This window comes from Terrihalobacillus insolitus (assembly GCF_028416575.1).
GTDB classification, from domain to species: Bacteria; Bacillota; Bacilli; order Bacillales; family Amphibacillaceae; genus Terrihalobacillus; species Terrihalobacillus insolitus.
On sequence record NZ_JAMQKB010000006.1, the window covers coordinates 1 to 16,057 of the forward strand.

Annotated in this window: 13 protein-coding genes; all 13 read right to left on the minus strand. The window is 37.6% G+C overall.

Annotated features, from left to right (window positions below; translation table 11 throughout):
• Positions 1 to 130: 130 nt before the first annotated feature.
• Positions 131 to 1,114: an ABC transporter permease gene (locus NC797_RS07735; protein WP_272436201.1), complete on the minus strand. Its 984-nt coding sequence runs from the start codon at positions 1,112 to 1,114 to the stop codon at positions 131 to 133.
• A 3-nt stretch (positions 1,115 to 1,117) separates the two neighbouring features.
• Positions 1,118 to 2,674, minus strand: a complete 1,557-nt coding sequence (locus tag NC797_RS07740) for a sugar ABC transporter ATP-binding protein (protein ID WP_272436202.1) — start codon at positions 2,672 to 2,674, stop codon at positions 1,118 to 1,120.
• 17 nt (positions 2,675 to 2,691) lie between these two features.
• Positions 2,692 to 3,639, minus strand: coding sequence for a ribokinase (rbsK, locus tag NC797_RS07745; protein ID WP_272436203.1), 948 nt, complete (start codon positions 3,637 to 3,639; stop codon positions 2,692 to 2,694).
• Between the two features lie 26 nt (positions 3,640 to 3,665).
• The gene (rpe, locus tag NC797_RS07750; protein ID WP_272436204.1) at positions 3,666 to 4,355 is read right to left on the minus strand and encodes a ribulose-phosphate 3-epimerase; all 690 of its coding nucleotides are present in this window, start codon (positions 4,353 to 4,355) and stop codon (positions 3,666 to 3,668) included.
• A gap of 454 nt (positions 4,356 to 4,809) precedes the next feature.
• Positions 4,810 to 5,607, minus strand: a complete 798-nt coding sequence (locus NC797_RS07755; protein ID WP_272436205.1) for a DeoR/GlpR family DNA-binding transcription regulator — start codon at positions 5,605 to 5,607, stop codon at positions 4,810 to 4,812.
• A 295-nt stretch (positions 5,608 to 5,902) separates the two neighbouring features.
• On the minus strand, positions 5,903 to 6,667 hold the full coding sequence (locus tag NC797_RS07760) for a DeoR/GlpR family DNA-binding transcription regulator (protein ID WP_272436206.1): 765 nt from the start codon (positions 6,665 to 6,667) through the stop codon (positions 5,903 to 5,905).
• A 17-nt stretch (positions 6,668 to 6,684) separates the two neighbouring features.
• Complete coding sequence (locus NC797_RS07765) at positions 6,685 to 8,157, minus strand: rhamnulokinase (RefSeq protein ID WP_272436207.1); 1,473 nt, start codon at positions 8,155 to 8,157, stop codon at positions 6,685 to 6,687.
• Positions 8,154 to 9,374, minus strand: a complete 1,221-nt coding sequence (rhaI, locus tag NC797_RS07770) for an L-rhamnose isomerase (protein ID WP_272436208.1) — start codon at positions 9,372 to 9,374, stop codon at positions 8,154 to 8,156. Before rhaI ends, NC797_RS07765 begins: the two co-directional genes overlap by 4 nt.
• A 272-nt stretch (positions 9,375 to 9,646) precedes the next feature.
• Positions 9,647 to 11,713 carry a bifunctional aldolase/short-chain dehydrogenase gene (locus NC797_RS07775; RefSeq protein ID WP_272436209.1) on the minus strand — a complete coding sequence of 689 codons (2,067 nt, stop codon included), beginning with the start codon at positions 11,711 to 11,713 and terminating at the stop codon, positions 9,647 to 9,649.
• A 283-nt stretch (positions 11,714 to 11,996) separates the two neighbouring features.
• Positions 11,997 to 12,980: an aldo/keto reductase gene (locus tag NC797_RS07780; protein ID WP_272436210.1), complete on the minus strand. Its 984-nt coding sequence runs from the start codon at positions 12,978 to 12,980 to the stop codon at positions 11,997 to 11,999.
• Positions 12,981 to 13,047: 67 nt separating this feature from the next.
• Positions 13,048 to 13,788, minus strand: a complete 741-nt coding sequence (locus NC797_RS07785; protein ID WP_272436211.1) for a LutC/YkgG family protein — start codon at positions 13,786 to 13,788, stop codon at positions 13,048 to 13,050.
• Positions 13,781 to 15,214: a LutB/LldF family L-lactate oxidation iron-sulfur protein gene (locus NC797_RS07790; protein WP_272436212.1), complete on the minus strand. Its 1,434-nt coding sequence runs from the start codon at positions 15,212 to 15,214 to the stop codon at positions 13,781 to 13,783. The genes NC797_RS07785 and NC797_RS07790 overlap by 8 nt, the downstream gene beginning before the upstream one ends.
• Entirely contained in the window at positions 15,214 to 15,939 is a 726-nt protein-coding gene (locus NC797_RS07795; RefSeq protein ID WP_272436213.1) for a (Fe-S)-binding protein, read from the minus strand. Before NC797_RS07795 ends, NC797_RS07790 begins: the two co-directional genes overlap by 1 nt.
• Positions 15,940 to 16,057 lie beyond the last annotated feature (118 nt).

A 16,057-nucleotide genomic window follows, 5' to 3' on the forward strand; every position in this document is an offset into this window, starting at 1 on the left:
GGTTATAATGTTAATAATTGTAATCCAATTAGGGTGGGCTTAGTTCAGTATTGCCTTTTTTAAGTAACAACGCCTTCAAAGCAGCAAGGTTTATTAATATTTACCTTGACATAATACCGCTGCTCTATACCTATACCTCTACTTCAACTTTTGCAAGCTTCTCTTGTTGTCGTTTATAACTCCAATGGTCATATGAGACCGCAAACACGATAATTGCACCAGTAACTACCTTTTGCCAGAATGTATCAATTCTAGCCAATATCATTCCATTTTGCATGATCGCAAGCAATAGCACCCCTAGCAGTGTCCCGTGAATGGACCCACGCCCACCGTGAATATTAGCGCCACCTAAAACAACAGCTGCGATAACAGTTAATTCTAGACCAATTAATCCATTTGGATCTACTGATCTTGTGTATGCTGTTTGTGCAATTGCAGCAACCCCTGCAAGTAGCCCCATATAAGCAAAGACAAAAAGTTTAACTTTTTTATAATCAATACCTACTCGAATAGAAGATTGTATATTTCCACCAATTGCGAGTACGGAACGTCCAATTAACGTATGTTTCAAGACAAACCAAGTAACTACCGAGACTACTGCAAGCAGATAGATTAATATAGGTATTCCAAACAAGTCAAATTTGGCAAATGACATAAATGCAGTAGGAAAACTAGTACTATTAAGATACTGACCATTCGTGATATATAAAACAAGACCAGAAATAATGTTTAATGTTCCGAGTGTAACAACGATTGCTGGTATTTCAATTTTTGAGACCAGATACCCATTGACCATTCCGATGAATAGTCCCAATAAAGGGGCAACTAGGAACAGTGCTACAATCGAGAACCAATTATCTGGTAAGAAAGAAAATAAACTCCCTATTGAAACAGAGACAGCAGTAGTAATTGCAGCAACAGATACATCAATATCACTTGTTATGATAATAAGTGTCATTCCAATTGCTAGAATACCTATCACTACATTTCCTTCTATTAAATCCAAAATGTTTTCTAGGGTGAAAAATACTGGGCTAACAAATGATAGTAGAATGCTCATTAATACGACAATAGCAAGTATGCTTATTTCTTTTTGTTTCAACAGTCCACGCACTGTTTATACCCCCTGACTTATCTGGCCAGAATCAGCAGGAACATCTGGTGTTTTGACATTTCCTCGGCCTTTTAGTGCATAATTCATAATTTTTTCCTGAGTAGCCTCTTGAACTTTGAGCTCACCTGATATTCGCCCATGCCGCATAACAAGGATTCTATCACTAACAGAAAGAACTTCTGGAAGCTCTGATGAAATCATAATGACACCAATACCGTCTTCAGCTAGTCTTTTAATTAATTTGTGTATTTCCGTTTTTGCCCCTATATCAATCCCATTGGTCGGTTCATCAATAATAAGGATTTTTGGTTTCGTTGACAGCCATTTGGCAATTACAACCTTCTGCTGATTACCTCCTGATAGCTTCTCTGCCAACATTTGCGGTAGTGCTGGACGTACATCTAGAGTCTTTACATACTCATTCGCTATTTGAATTTCCTTTTTCCTATCAATCAATTTAAACTTGGTTCTGATTTTATTAATAATGGGTAAGGAAATATTATTAATGATAGATTGCTTCAACACTAAACCTTGTGTCTGTCGCGCTTCAGGAATGTACGCAATTCCTTTCTTAACAGCATGCTGGGAGTTTTTAATTGTGACCTTTTCTCCGTAAATTTCAATCGTTCCTTCGTCCGGTTTATTGACCCCGAAGATCGCCTGCGCCAATTCAGTTCGCCCGGACCCTACTAAACCAGTAACGCCGAGCACTTCTCCTTTTTTTAATTCAAAGGATATATCCTTGAAATTACCTTGCTTTGATAGTCCGTCCAACTTAAAAATGGTTTCGCCTACATTTGGTTCCGATGTATTTCTATCGTATATAACCTCGCGACCTACCATTAGATTAATTAACTTTGACTCATCAATATCATTCGTATTATAAGACCCAACATATTTACCATCTCTTAACACGGTAAAGCGATTCGACACTCGGAACAATTCCTTTAATTTATGACTAATAAAAATAATGGAAATCCCCTGGTTTTTAAGCTTATCTACTACTTTATATAGTTTTTCCACTTCTCCCGAGGAAAGCGCAGATGTTGGCTCATCCATTACGATAAGTTTAGATTCAAATGCTAGTGCCCGCGCAATTTCTACAAGCTGTTGCTGGGCTATACTTAGGCGTTCTACACTTATATTTGGGTCAATGTTCACCTCTAATTCATCGAGTGCTTTTTTTGCAACTTGGTAAATGTTCTTCCATTCCACTTTTTTCCAAGGTCTTTTATTGCTATCTCTTCCAATATAAATGTTTTCAGCAACAGATAAGTTAGGAAACAAGCTAAGATCCTGGTAGATGATCGATATTCCTTTGTTTGTTGCATCTAAAGGCTTCGTTATTTCTGCCTTTTCACCCTCAAAATAAAATTCCGCTCCAGAATCAGGATAATAAATACCTGCTAAAATTTTGATAAGTGTAGATTTACCAGCACCATTTTCGCCAATTAGTGCATGAACCTCACCTTTTTTAACCTCTAGCTGTACATTATCTAAGGCTTTAACACCTGGAAACGTTTTGCTTATATTTTTCATTTGCAACAAATATTCAGTCAAAACGGTTGCCCCCTTCATTACCTTGATTTCTCTAATTTTGTTTGTGAAATATTCTTTTCTTCACAAAACTTATTCACTTCATCAAGTGTAGGAATTCCTGTTTGAGCACCAAGCTTTGTAACCTTTAATGCTCCAACAATTGTAGCGTACTCAACTGCTGACACGAGATCTTTTCCTGTCGCAATACCACAAGCCAATGCACCAGCAAATGCGTCACCAGCACCAACGGTATCAACAGGTTTTACAGGAATAGCTTTGACATATTCCCATTGACCAGATTGATAGACCAATGACCCTTTTTCAGCCATTTTAATGATAGAATTCTTTACCCCCATTTTTTCGAACGTTCGAGCAGCGTGTAACGCACTTTCGATGTCATTCACTTCTATTCCAATCATGTGCTTAGTTTCTTGCCGATTTGGTGTAATAACGTCAGCATATTCTAACGCTTTCATGGTTATCCCTTCCGCTGGAGCAGGATCAAGTATGATGTACATCCCTTTTTCTTTTGCAATTTGCATGGCTCTAATTACTGTTTCTTGCGGAACTTCCATTTGAACTAAAAGTACTTTGCTTTCTTGTAATTTAAAAAAAGCGTTTTCAATATCAGCTGGAAGTAGGTCGTCATTTGCTCCTTTTAAAACCAACATTGTATTTTCCGCGGTTTGATCGATTGTTATGATAGCAGTACCAGTTGCGAACTCATTTGATCGTTTAATAAATTTTGTTGTGACATTGTTTTTTTTCAACGTATTGATTACATTGTCTCCGTATAAATCTTGGCCAACAGATCCAATAATGTTCACTTTTTCGCCTAATTTGGCAACTGCTGTTGCTTGATTACCACCTTTTCCACCAGGTAAGAATTCTATTTTTTTGCCAAATATCGTTTCTCCCCTTAGTGGGTAATCATCAGTGAGAGCAACGATATCAGTGTTAATACTCCCTACTACCGTTATACACATATGTCATCATCTCTCTTCTGAATATATTAAGAGTTCATTTTATTCGTTGACGTAAGTTCCTCTATAAAACTAGTTAATTTTTGCATTGCGTTTTCTAGAGCCTGATCTTTTTTAAATAAACAGGACGTTCCACAGACGAGCATCTCAGCTCCCCTTTCAACTACCTCAGGAATGGTTTCATAGCTTATATTTCCATCAACCTGTATGACGACCGAAGCATTTTTTTTGTTTATTTCATTTTTTAACTTTTCAATTTTCTGTAGTGTTGCGGGAATGAATTTTTGACCTGCAAAACCTGGGTTTACAGTCATAAGTGTTACATAATCCATTACATCCCAAACATAATCAAGTGTATTAAGTGGTGTGGCTGGATTGAGGGCAACTCCCGCCTTCAATCCTAAAGCATGTATGGATTGTAATGTCCTTTCTAAATGCGTTGTTGCCTCGGCATGAACGGAAATCATGTCTGCACCAGCATCCGAAAATAGTTGGATATAGTTTTCAGGTGAATCAACCATTAAATGAACATCAAATGGCAGATTCGTATGATCCCGTAAATCTTTTAAAATATCGGGTCCCATCGTGAAATTAGGAACAAATGATCCATCCATAACATCAAAGTGAAAAAAATCTACTTTTGAATGATCAAGGCGAATAACCGTTTCTTGTAATTTCCCCATATCCGCACACATTAACGATGGTCCAATCGTTATCATCTCTATCACTCCCCATTGCCAAACAACTTAATTCTTGTATTTTTGAAATCGTTAACAAAAACCAATTAGTTGATAATACTTCTTATGTTTATTTTAAACAAAACCAAATCGGTCAATAAAACAACATTCAAAGTGTAAAATTTAATAGTAAACTATTTTTGAAATTGTAAAACATTTGAAACCGTTACCAATCATTTAACTTGAACTTATTATAGCATATTACTTTTGTAAATCAACATTTTTTGTGGTATTTATTTCTGTAATTTATCGAAGTGTTGGTATTACATAGAAATTCCCGTGTTTTTTTGAGGAAAATAGTTGGAAAAACCATATTTTTATCTTACTTTTACAGTTTAACCACTATGGAGAGTATTTTGAGACAAATCATCTTTAGTAGGATTTATCCACTAAAAAAACACTACGATTAGTAGTGTTTTAATTTCCAACCCATATATTATTTATCACCAACGAGCACTTTTATCCCAATATTATTAAAATCCCTAATTTGATTGATTGACACTTTATTATCTGTTATTAGATAATCTACTTCTTTGACATCGCATAAACGAAATAAAGATTTCTGACCGAATTTACTATTATCTGCTAATAGGAATAACTTTTCAGAAATAGAAAGAAGTTGTTTTTTAACCAATGCCTGCGCTTCATGTATTTCACTTATTCCTCTTTTAAGATCAACACCCATACACGAAAAAAAGAACTTATCAACGTGATAATCCTGAATAACCCGTTCAGCAAAGTTGCCTACCAGAGACATCGATTCTTCTGAAAGGTAACCCCCAATTAAAATCACTTGAATATTAGGGTTATTTGCTAACTCTAATGTTACTCCGATAGAGTTTGTAATGATCGTTAACTCCTTGCCTTTTAAATGTTTCGTCATTTGCAAGCCTGTTGTGCTAGCATCAATGGCAATAATATCCCCATTTTCTACATACGATGCTGCTTTTTGCGCTATAACGTTTTTTTCCTGTATATTAGTCTGTTGCCTCTTTAATACTGGAATTTCAAGCGGTTCTTCACTATTCTTTACTGCTCCACCATGAATTCGATGTAGAAGGCCCTCTGACTCTAAACGTTCCAAATCTCTTCTTATTGTTTCTTCACTTACATGAAATTGTTTGCTTAATTCCGATACCCTAACAGACCCATGTTTTTCTAAAAGATCACCTATTTCGCGCTGTCGTTCATTCAGAAACACAATCATTTTTGTGTGATTACTGTCTTTGTTCATCGCATTCACGCCTTCAGTATATTTTTTATAAATGTGATATTGTTAGCTAATTTACCATTTAAGCCACATAAAAACAACATTTTATTTGGTTATTGGTTTTGTAAATGTGGTCATTTGATTGTTGGCAGATGTGTGATTTCATTAAAATGAAAATTTCTTTTTATACTCTACTACCATCATAGCGAATAACTGTTCACATTATCAACTAGATTGTTCCGACCAACAAACTATTTTCGAATATTATATATTAAAAAACCCCTTGAGCCACTAAAATGGACGCAAGGGTTTTTTTAGGTTATACCGTTGTAATCTTGAGTGATGTTTCCTTTATTTTCAAATAAGTCGTTTCATCTACGTTACTATCGGTGATGATTTGATCAATCTTATCTATGTTTTCAATATATGAAAAGTCCTGTACTCCAAATTTACTATGATCTACCATGACATAGACAAAGTCTGCTATTCCAATCATCTTTCTCTTAATTCGAGCTTGCTGCTCATCCGACTCACTTATTCCACGATTAAAGTGTAATCCTTTACACGAAATAAAGGCTTTGTTTACATGGTAAGTACTTAATGAATTTTCTGCTAAAGGCCCTACATAGGAAAGGGACTTGGCTAGGAGAAGACCACCCGTTGATATAACTGTAATTTGTTTTTTTGTACTCAGCTCAATAGCAACTTTGATTGAGTTTGTTAAGATTGTCAATGGAATATCTGGTAAATGTCTTGCCATGTACCAAGCGGTTGAGCTGGCATCCAATATAATTTTTTCTCCTATATTCACATGTTTTACAGCTTCTACTGCAATTTCCTTTTTCTCTTTAACATGTATGATTTCTCTTTCTGCTAATGGCAACTCGGGTGAATTGTTTATATCCTTAACACTAATGGCTCCACCGTGACTTCTAGCAAGCTTCCCTTTACTTTCCAGTCTTTCTAAATCTCTACGAATGGTCTCCTCGGTTACAGAGAAAATATGACTGAGTTCTGTTACTCGGATGCTTTGTTGTTTATTAACTAGATCCACAATTTTTTGTTGCCTTTCTGCAACTAGCATGATATAAGCCTCTCTTTCTAACAGCCTAGAATCTTGCAAAATGTCTGATAGCCTTCATCCCATACATCTTTATCCTTTGGCTGATAGCTTTTAATTGGAAATGATCCTCTTACTAACTCTCTTGCTTCTTTTAATGATTTAATACGACCTAGACCTTCAAATTGAACCAATATATTCCCAATAGAAGATGCTTCAATTGGACCAGCTAAAACTGGCCGGTTAATAGCATTTGAAGTAAATTGACACAACAATGTGTTTTGAATACCCCCACCAACCATGTGTAGCCCATTATATTTCACTTCTGTTAGTGATTCCAATTTTTCTAGAACAAATCGATATTTCATCGCAAGACTATCAAGAATACAACGTATGATCTCAGCTTTAGTATGTGGAACAGCTTGATTGGTTTGTAAACAGAAGTTCTGTATCTGCTTTGGCATATGGAGTGGATTTATGAACATAGCATCGTCTGGATCAATAAGTGATCGAAATGGCTTAGCAGTCGTAGCCAATTCGTTTTGCTCATCAAATGAAATGGGATCCCCTTCTTTTTCCCAAGTCCTGTGACATTCTTGAATAATCCATAATCCCATTATATTTTTTAATAATCGAAATGTATCATTTACACCGCCCTCATTTGTTACATTCCACTCAAAAGCCAATTGATTTATAATCGGCTCTTTTACTTCTGTACCTAATAAAGACCATGTTCCACAACTCAAATAAGCATACTCTTCATTTGAAGCAGGGACTGCAGCTATAGCAGATGCCGTATCATGCTCTCCAACTGTAAGAACAGGAATAGTAGTTGACAGACCCAATTCATTACATATAGATGGCGTTAATTCCCCCACCTTAGTTCCTGGTTTTACGGGCCTTAAGAATATTTCGGTTGGCAAATCTAGCGTTTTTAATATATCTTCATCCCAATTACCTTGAGTAGGATTATACAATTGTGTTGTTGTGGAGTTAGTATATTCGCTATGTTTTTCACCTGTTAAAAAATACCTTAACAAATCGGGTATCATTAGTAATGTATCTGCTTCCTTAAGAGCAATTGATTTTGCCTTTTTCATAGCATAGAGGTGGTAGATTGTATTAATTTGCATAAATTGGATACCCGTTTTAAAAAAAATCTCTTCTTTCGTTATTTTATTGTGGATTTCCTCTATCATTCCACTTGTATGGAGATCCCTATAATGATAAGGGTTTGCCAGAAGTTCTCCATTCTTATCGATTAATCCGAAATCAACTGCCCATGAATCAATCGCCAAGCTTTCAATATCTGTATACCCAAGACGACGAGCCTTCAAAATCCCTTGTTTAATCTCATAAAATAAACGGAGAATATCCCAATGGAGGTGGTCCCCTATTTGGACAGGATCGTTAGAAAATCGATGTATTTCTCTAATTTTTAGTGTATTATTCTCGAGCTGTCCGATTATACCTCTACCACCGCTTGCACCAAGATCGAATGCCAAAACAGTCACCAGCTAGCCCCACCTTTACCTCTCGAAAGAATTTTATTTCCGTAATCACTTTCCAAATATGCTTCCATTGGATCTGCCGGAATACCCATTTCTTCTCTAACAGCCTGAAGGAGCGGTGTAACATCTACTTCAAAAGCTTTTCTCACTTCATGTTCAGCAGCTAATACATCTTGATCTTGTTGTGCCTTTTTCACTTTGTCAAGGTTGATAAGTAGCGCCTTTGCATACAAAGTTTGTACATTCGTGATCGACCTGATCATTGCAGGTATTTTAGGCTCCAAATTGTGACATTGATCAAGCATATAGGCTATATTGTTTGCATTATGCCTTACTTCAGGGTCATCATCTACAAGCGCAGTGACAATTTGATAAAAGGTTAGAAATAACTCATACGGATTATGCGCTGCTGCTATTAAATCATCATCAGCATACTTTCTGCTATTAAAGTGAAAACCGCCCAACCTCTTCTCATCTAAAAGATAGGCTACAATATGTTCAATGTTCGTCCCTTGAGGATGGTGGCCGGTATCAACTAAAACTTCTGCTTTAGCTCCTAGCTTTTGAGCCATATTAAATGACATACCCCAATCTGCTAAATCTGTATGATAGAATGCTGGTTCAAAAAATTTATATTCGATCAACATTCGCATATTGTCATCTAGGCTTTGATACATTTCAGCAAGACATTCATACATCCAATGTTTTCGTTTCCGAATATCTGCCTGTCCAGGATAGTTCGTCCCATCTGCAAACCAAAGGCTAATGTCTCTCGAATCTACCATCTTTGCTATCTCAACACATTCTAATAAATGGTCTGTTGCTTTACGGCGAACAGCAGCATCTGAATTGGTAATACTACCAAATTTATAATCATCATCCTGAAATAGATTGGGGTTAACTGCACCAATTGCAATCCCAAGGTCTTCAGCATGTTGTTTTAAACTGCTGAAATTGTCTACTTTATCCCAAGGAATATGAATTGCAACACTTGGGCTAATACCAGTGTATTTATGAACCTGTGCCGCATCTTCCAATTTCTCATAAGAATTTCTCGGTATTCCCTCTTGTTGAAATACTTTAAATCGGGTTCCAGAATCGCCATATCCCCATGAAGGAGTTTCAACTTTAAGTGATTTTAAGTTTTCCTTTACTATCCTCAAATCAATACCTCGTGCTTGTTGCTGCTGCTCAAAAACAGCATACCACTTATCCATCATCCTTTTCATCTCCAATACCAGAATTTGTGATTAAGTATCTAAAGGTCGGTAAAACATAATAGACTCCTGTTTATAAAGCAAAAATTTAGTGATTGCCGAGACTATAAAGGCGACAGTAGATCCGTAGTTCTACAGGAATGGCATAAAAACCCTTGCACTTATAAGATAAGAAAGGATTTTATCCTTTTTTATCTTATTGAAAAGGAATCTATTAGCTTTATCATTTATCACGGTGCAACCTTCGAAGTTCCACCGCTGTTATCGTTTTGTTTTTATCGAGTAAAGGCAGCAGGTACTCCACCATCAACCGTGATCATACAGCCTGTTGTTTTGTCAGATTTTGATGAAGCCAAAAAGGCAATGGACTCTGCGATGTCCTGTGGCAAGATATTAACGTTTAAGATTGTACGTTTACGGTAATGTTCTTCCAAATCATCTTCGCCAATACCATATGAACTAGCTCTTTCTTCTTTCCATTTGGAATCCCATATCTTTGAACCACGAATGACAGCATCTGGAAGCACAGAATTGACACGTATTCCATACTTTCCTCCATCCGCTGCAACAGTACGAGCAAGGTGTGTTTCAGCCGCTTTCGCAGTGCTATATGCAGCAGCATTCTTTCCAGCATAAATAGAATTCTTGGATCCGACAAATACCATATTCCCACCAATAGCTTGTTCTTTCATTAATTTAAACGCCTCTCTCGCAACAAGGAAATACCCTGTCACTAATACATTTATGTTCAAGTTCCACTGATCTAGTGTAGTTTCTTCAAAGGGGCTCGAGCTTGCTAAACCAGCATTATTAACAATAATATCCAAACCACCGTAAGTTAAAACAGATTCCCTTATAGCATCCTTCACTTCAGCCTCTTTTGTTACATCCATTTTAACAGCAATTGCACGTTTGTCTCCAAATCGTTCGTTTAAATCATTTGCGACCCTTTCAGCACCTTCAAGGTTAATATCTGCAACCACTGCATGAGCCCCTTCTGAAATCAAGCGTTCACACGTTGCACTACCTATCCCCCCTGCACCTCCTGTAACAAATGCAACTTTTCTTGAGAATTCTGCCTCTGTTGGGGTTAAACTTAGTTTATAGAGCTCCAATGGCCAGTATTCTATCGCAAAAGATTCTGCTTCGTTGAGAGATACAAAGTTTCCTATTATAGTAGCTCCTTTCATCACTGATACTGCACGATGATACAACGATTCACTTACTTTTGCTGCATTCCAATTTTTTCCTGTATTTATCATTCCGACTCCTGGTATTAATACAACTCTAGGTACTGGCTCAAACATAGAATCGTTATCACTTTTGTTACGGTCAAAATATGCCTTATACTCCTCTTTGAATTCTGAAATACCTGATTTGATGCTTTCAATCAATTGCCCAACTGTCTGACCACTAGGATCCCAATCAACAAAGAGCGACACTCTTTTTGTATGCACTAAATGATCTGGACATGCTGCCCCAACTTGCGAGAGTCGAAGTGCATTATTGCTATTTACGAAACGAAGAATATCATCACTATCATCATACGTAACCAGCATCTTATCTTGTTTGCTAACCTCACCACGAATAACTGGTAAAACCTGCGCTAAGATATTCTTTCTTTGTTCTTCTGAAAGTGCTTCATATTTGTTTCCACCAAATAAAGTTCTTTCTTTCTCTTTGTTGATCAAATATGTTTCTGCCTCTTGAATGATAGCAATTGTTTTATCATAACTTTCTTTAGATGTTTCGCCCCAAGTAACAAGTCCGTGCTTTTCCATGATTACTAAATCAGCATTTGGTTTCTTTTTCACACCCTCTGCAATCATCTTAGAAAGTTTAAAACCAGGGCGAATATACGGAACCCAAACAAAACGATCCCCATATATTTCCTCAGCTATTTCTTTACCATTATCGGCACAGGCAATACTAATAATCGCATCTGGATGTGTATGGTCTACATGTTTAAACGGTAGAAACGCGTGTAACAAAGTCTCTATTGAAGATCTCGGATGCTTGGAGTCTATCATGCAATGAGCCAAGTAATTCACCATGTCTTCATCCGACATATCCTCTTTGTCTAATAATGGTCGAATGTCATCGAGGTTAAGACCTGTGAAATTTTTTCTCTTCATTGTTGCGAGATCCGATCCACTACCCTTTACCCACATGACTTCAACTGTGTCTCCGCGAAAGTTTGTTACTGTTGTTTTGGTTGAGGTATTTCCACCTCCCCAGTTAGCTACGGCGCGATCCATTCCTAATAGATTAGAACGATAAACCAGCTCATCTAGCCCATTGTCAAAGTTCCCCTCTTTATCATTCCAAAGATTTTTCACCATTTTGTTTCCTCCTTCTACTTATGTTTGTTTTATCATAACATGTTTTTGTTTATTTTTATATATAAACTTATTTTTTTGTTTATTTACTTTTAAACGCTTTCTTTTGTATATAAATTCATGTTTCGTGTTTGAATGTAAATTTAAAACTAAAATTATATGCTGTATCGTTACATTTTATATATTTTTATTTACTTTTGTTTATTTTTAAAGGATTAGATGTTATTTTACAAAAAAAACACTAGGAAATACCTAGTATCCTAGTGTTTTTCTTTTATATTAATCCTTAATAACCCCCACGAATAAAGGAATGTACCTCCTCCTGATAAAAGGCCGCTATCCTGTCCAATTCCTCTTTTGAAAAGTCCTTCACTTCTAATGCCTTCAAATTATCCTCGACTTGCTTAACGTTTTTGAAGCCTGGAATCACACAGGATATCGCATCGTGTTCCAGTATCCATTTGAGTGCTGCTCTTGTCATGTTTCCTCTTTCTTGTGAAATCCACTCCAGTTCTCTACTTAATTCCACACCTTTCTCAAATGGTAAACCAGCAAATGTTTCCCCAACGTTGAACGCCTCACCATTACGGTTGAATTGACGATGGTCGTCCGATTCAAAGGTTGAGTTCGTGTTGAACTTCCCTGTTAACAACCCACTTGCTAGCGGAACACGCGCAAGTATACCAACACCCTGATCTTTCGCTTTCGGAAGCAAAGAGTCTAGTGCTTTTTGGCGAAAAATATTAAAGATAATTTGCAAGGTGCTAACATTAGGTTGCTCCAAGCTAAATAGCCCTTCTTCAACGGTTTCTACGCTAACTCCGTAATAGCGAATCTTCCCTTGTTCTTTTAGTCGATCCAAAACTTCAAATACCTGGCCGTTTTTTAAAATTTCAAATGGTGGACAATGAATTTGAAACAAATCTATTTGCTCGCGGTTCAACCGTTTCAAACTATTTTCACAATAATTTGAAACACTTTCCATCGAATACGTTTCTGGGTCATGGATGTCACCAGCTCGGCAAAATTTTGTGGCAATATGGATTTTATCTTCTTTTCCTTTTGTTGCTTTTGCTAGAAGCTCTTCACTGTGACCATCTCCATAAACGTCTGCAGTATCAAAAAAGTTCACTCCCTCATCCATCGCACGATCTAATGCACGAAGAGATTCCTGGTCATCTGTTTTACCCCAGGCACCTCCAATAGCCCACGTACCGAAGCTCAATTCACTAACTTTCATATCCGTGTTCCCTAGTTGACGATAGCGCATATTTTACTCTCCTCTTTGCAATTATTAATTTTCATAACCTAGTCTATATAGTTTACTTGATTAGAAATTATTTTAAAACGGTTTCAACTTGATCTTCTACAACAATATACGTCACTTTGATTGGGCCATGTACCCCAACAACTAAATTCATTTCGATATCCGCACTATTACTTGGGCCTGTAATAAAATTTATACAGGAAGCAATCCGTTCTCCTTTTTCGCTGCGATGATGAATTTCCCTTGTTACCTGCGACATTCTTGGGACAATCGTGCTTTTCGGAATGATTGCGATATAGGTAGCTGGAAGTAGACTTACAGACCTTCCTTTTCCTGCGTCATTAAATAGTACTACTGTCCCCGACTCGGCCAATGTTCGGTCGCTAAATGTGATTCCGACATCTGCTTGTTCTGCAATCCTGACGCTTTCTTCCCTATTTTCAGCATGCCATGTGTGAACGTTCATATGATGCTCTGTTTTGAATTGCGAAAAGGCTTCTGTTAAACCAAATTCATCAAACCGTACATCGTCTGATCGAATAACAGACTTTCCGTGGTAGTGTTGGATGACCGTTAATAGATCCCTATTTAAGTTGGCCTGATCCGTTAAAACAAAGTCGGTATGAATCACTTTACACTGTTCTTTTAGTACCTCAACCAACTCATCTTGATTAAAATTAGCATGCACCCGCCACTGTGGTTGATGTTGCCAATTCGGTCTTTCAACCCCAGAATGCCTTCGCTCACGATTTAAATGACTGGCAATGTTCTTTAGAAAAGAATCCTTATTCTGTATTGTCCCATTAGTCATTTGGCTTACCTCCCTTCGTCCGCTGTTTATACCAATCTCTGAATCTCTCTTTTTCTGGGACAGGAAATTCTCGAATCATTGTCCACAGTTTAATCGGACCAGGTCCATTTGAAATTTTTTTATCTTTTACAAAAGGTGTCGCCAATAGCGGTGCCATTTTCGTACCAATTTTATATAATCTAGGTGATCCTGTTGCCAGGCTGAATCCCTTCATTGCGAGACGTTCAGACTTAGTAGACTTTTCTTCTTCCTCCACAATTTTTCTTCGATGCATGATGAGCTGTTCATGCAGCGGTATTTTAACGGGGCATACGTCGGTACATGCGCCACATAAAGAGGAGGCATATGGTAATTCCTTGTAATCTTCATAACCGCCGAGCAGTGGTGTTAAAACAGCGCCAATTGGACCGGGGTAAATGGATCCATATGCATGCCCCCCTACATGCCGGTATACTGGGCATACATTTATACATGCAGCACATCGAATACAGTGAAGTGCTTCTTGAAATTCAGTACCAAGTATCTTGGAACGTCCATTATCAACAATGACCAAATGAAATTCCTCTGGTCCATCCGCATGTCCAATTTCTCTCGGTCCTGTTAAAGCTGTTACATAACTCGTTAATTTTTGTCCAACAGCGGCTCTTGTTAGCAGGCTCACTAATACGTCTAGTTCTTCCCAAGTCGGTACTATTCGTTCCATTCCCATGACGGTTATTTGTGTTTTAGGGAGTGTTGTAACGAGTCGGGCATTTCCTTCATTCGTTACAAGTGCAAACGACCCTGATTCTGCCACCGCAAAGTTACATCCTGTTATTCCTATATCAGCAGATAGAAATTCTTTGCGAAGTTGTTCCCTTGCGAAAAGGGTTAACTCCTCTGGCTTTTCCGAATCGGTGTATCCTTTTCTTTCTTGAAATACGTCCCGAATCTGTTCCTTATTTTTGTGCAATGCTGGTGCAACAATATGGGAAGGTGGATCGTGATCATCTATTTGGAGAATATATTCCCCGAGATCGGTTTCTACTACCTCACAGCCATCTTCTTCTAATGCATCATTCAATGCAATTTCTTCTGTCACCATCGATTTCGATTTGACCACTTTTTTCCCTTGTTTTTTCTGAACAACGTCACGAACATAGCGATTTGCGTCGTCTGCAGTCTCCGCAAAATAAACATGGCCACCAAGCTCAGCGACCTTATCACTTAACTGATTCAAATAGTAATCTAGGTTCTCTATCGTATGCTGGCGAATTTCCTGGCCAAGACTTCTCCATTCTTCCCAGTCTCCTAATTCATCGGCAGCCTTGCTACGGTTGTTCTGTAGCCTTCCCTGGGCAGAACGAACCGCACCACGCATAAAGTCATCGCCTAACCCTTTTTCCACTCGGTTGTTAAAACTCTTTTCTCCTACATGCATTGGCATTACGCATCACCCCGACTATTTAAAATTTCCGCGATATGCATGACTTTAATTGGTTTGTTTTGACGCTCGATTCTTCCTCCGATATTCATCAAACATCCGCCATCCGCCCCAATTAAAAAATCAGCGCTTGTCTCTTCAATGTACGCCACTTTTTCATCAACCATTTGCTCTGATATCCGTTCCATTTTCACTGCGAACGTACCACCGAAACCACAACAGTCGTGGCGATTAGGAAGATCGATTAACTCTAGTCCTCTGACATGACTTAGAAGCTTAAACGGAGCATCCTTCACTCCTAAAAGTCGCGTCATGTGACAAGACGTGTGATAGGTCGCTTTTCCTTTAAAACGAGCGCCCGTATCTTCTATTTGTAGAATATCGACTAAAAATTGTGTTAACTCATACGTCTTTCCCTTTAGCTTTTCCGCTCTCGCTTGCCAATGAGAATCGTTTTTAAATAAATTTACATATTCATGAAACATATATGCACAGGATCCTGATGGACAAACAACATATTCAGCATGCTCAAACGTTCGAATCATGTTTTTTGCCGCTTCCTTTGTATCTTTATGATAACCACTGTTATACGCTGGTTGCCCACAACATGTCTGTGTTTCAGGAAAATCCACTTCACAGCCGAGTTTTTCTAACAATTCAACCGTGGCTTTTCCAGCGTTTACATAAAACATGTCCCCTAAGCATGTAATAAATAAGGAAACCTTCATGTGAAACCCCCATTTCCTAAAAAATTTATGAATCAAACTACTGGTCGTATGGTCATCTGATGACTTATTAATTTCTATGTTACAGGATCTATATGAAAAAGGGCAAGGCTGAATTTAA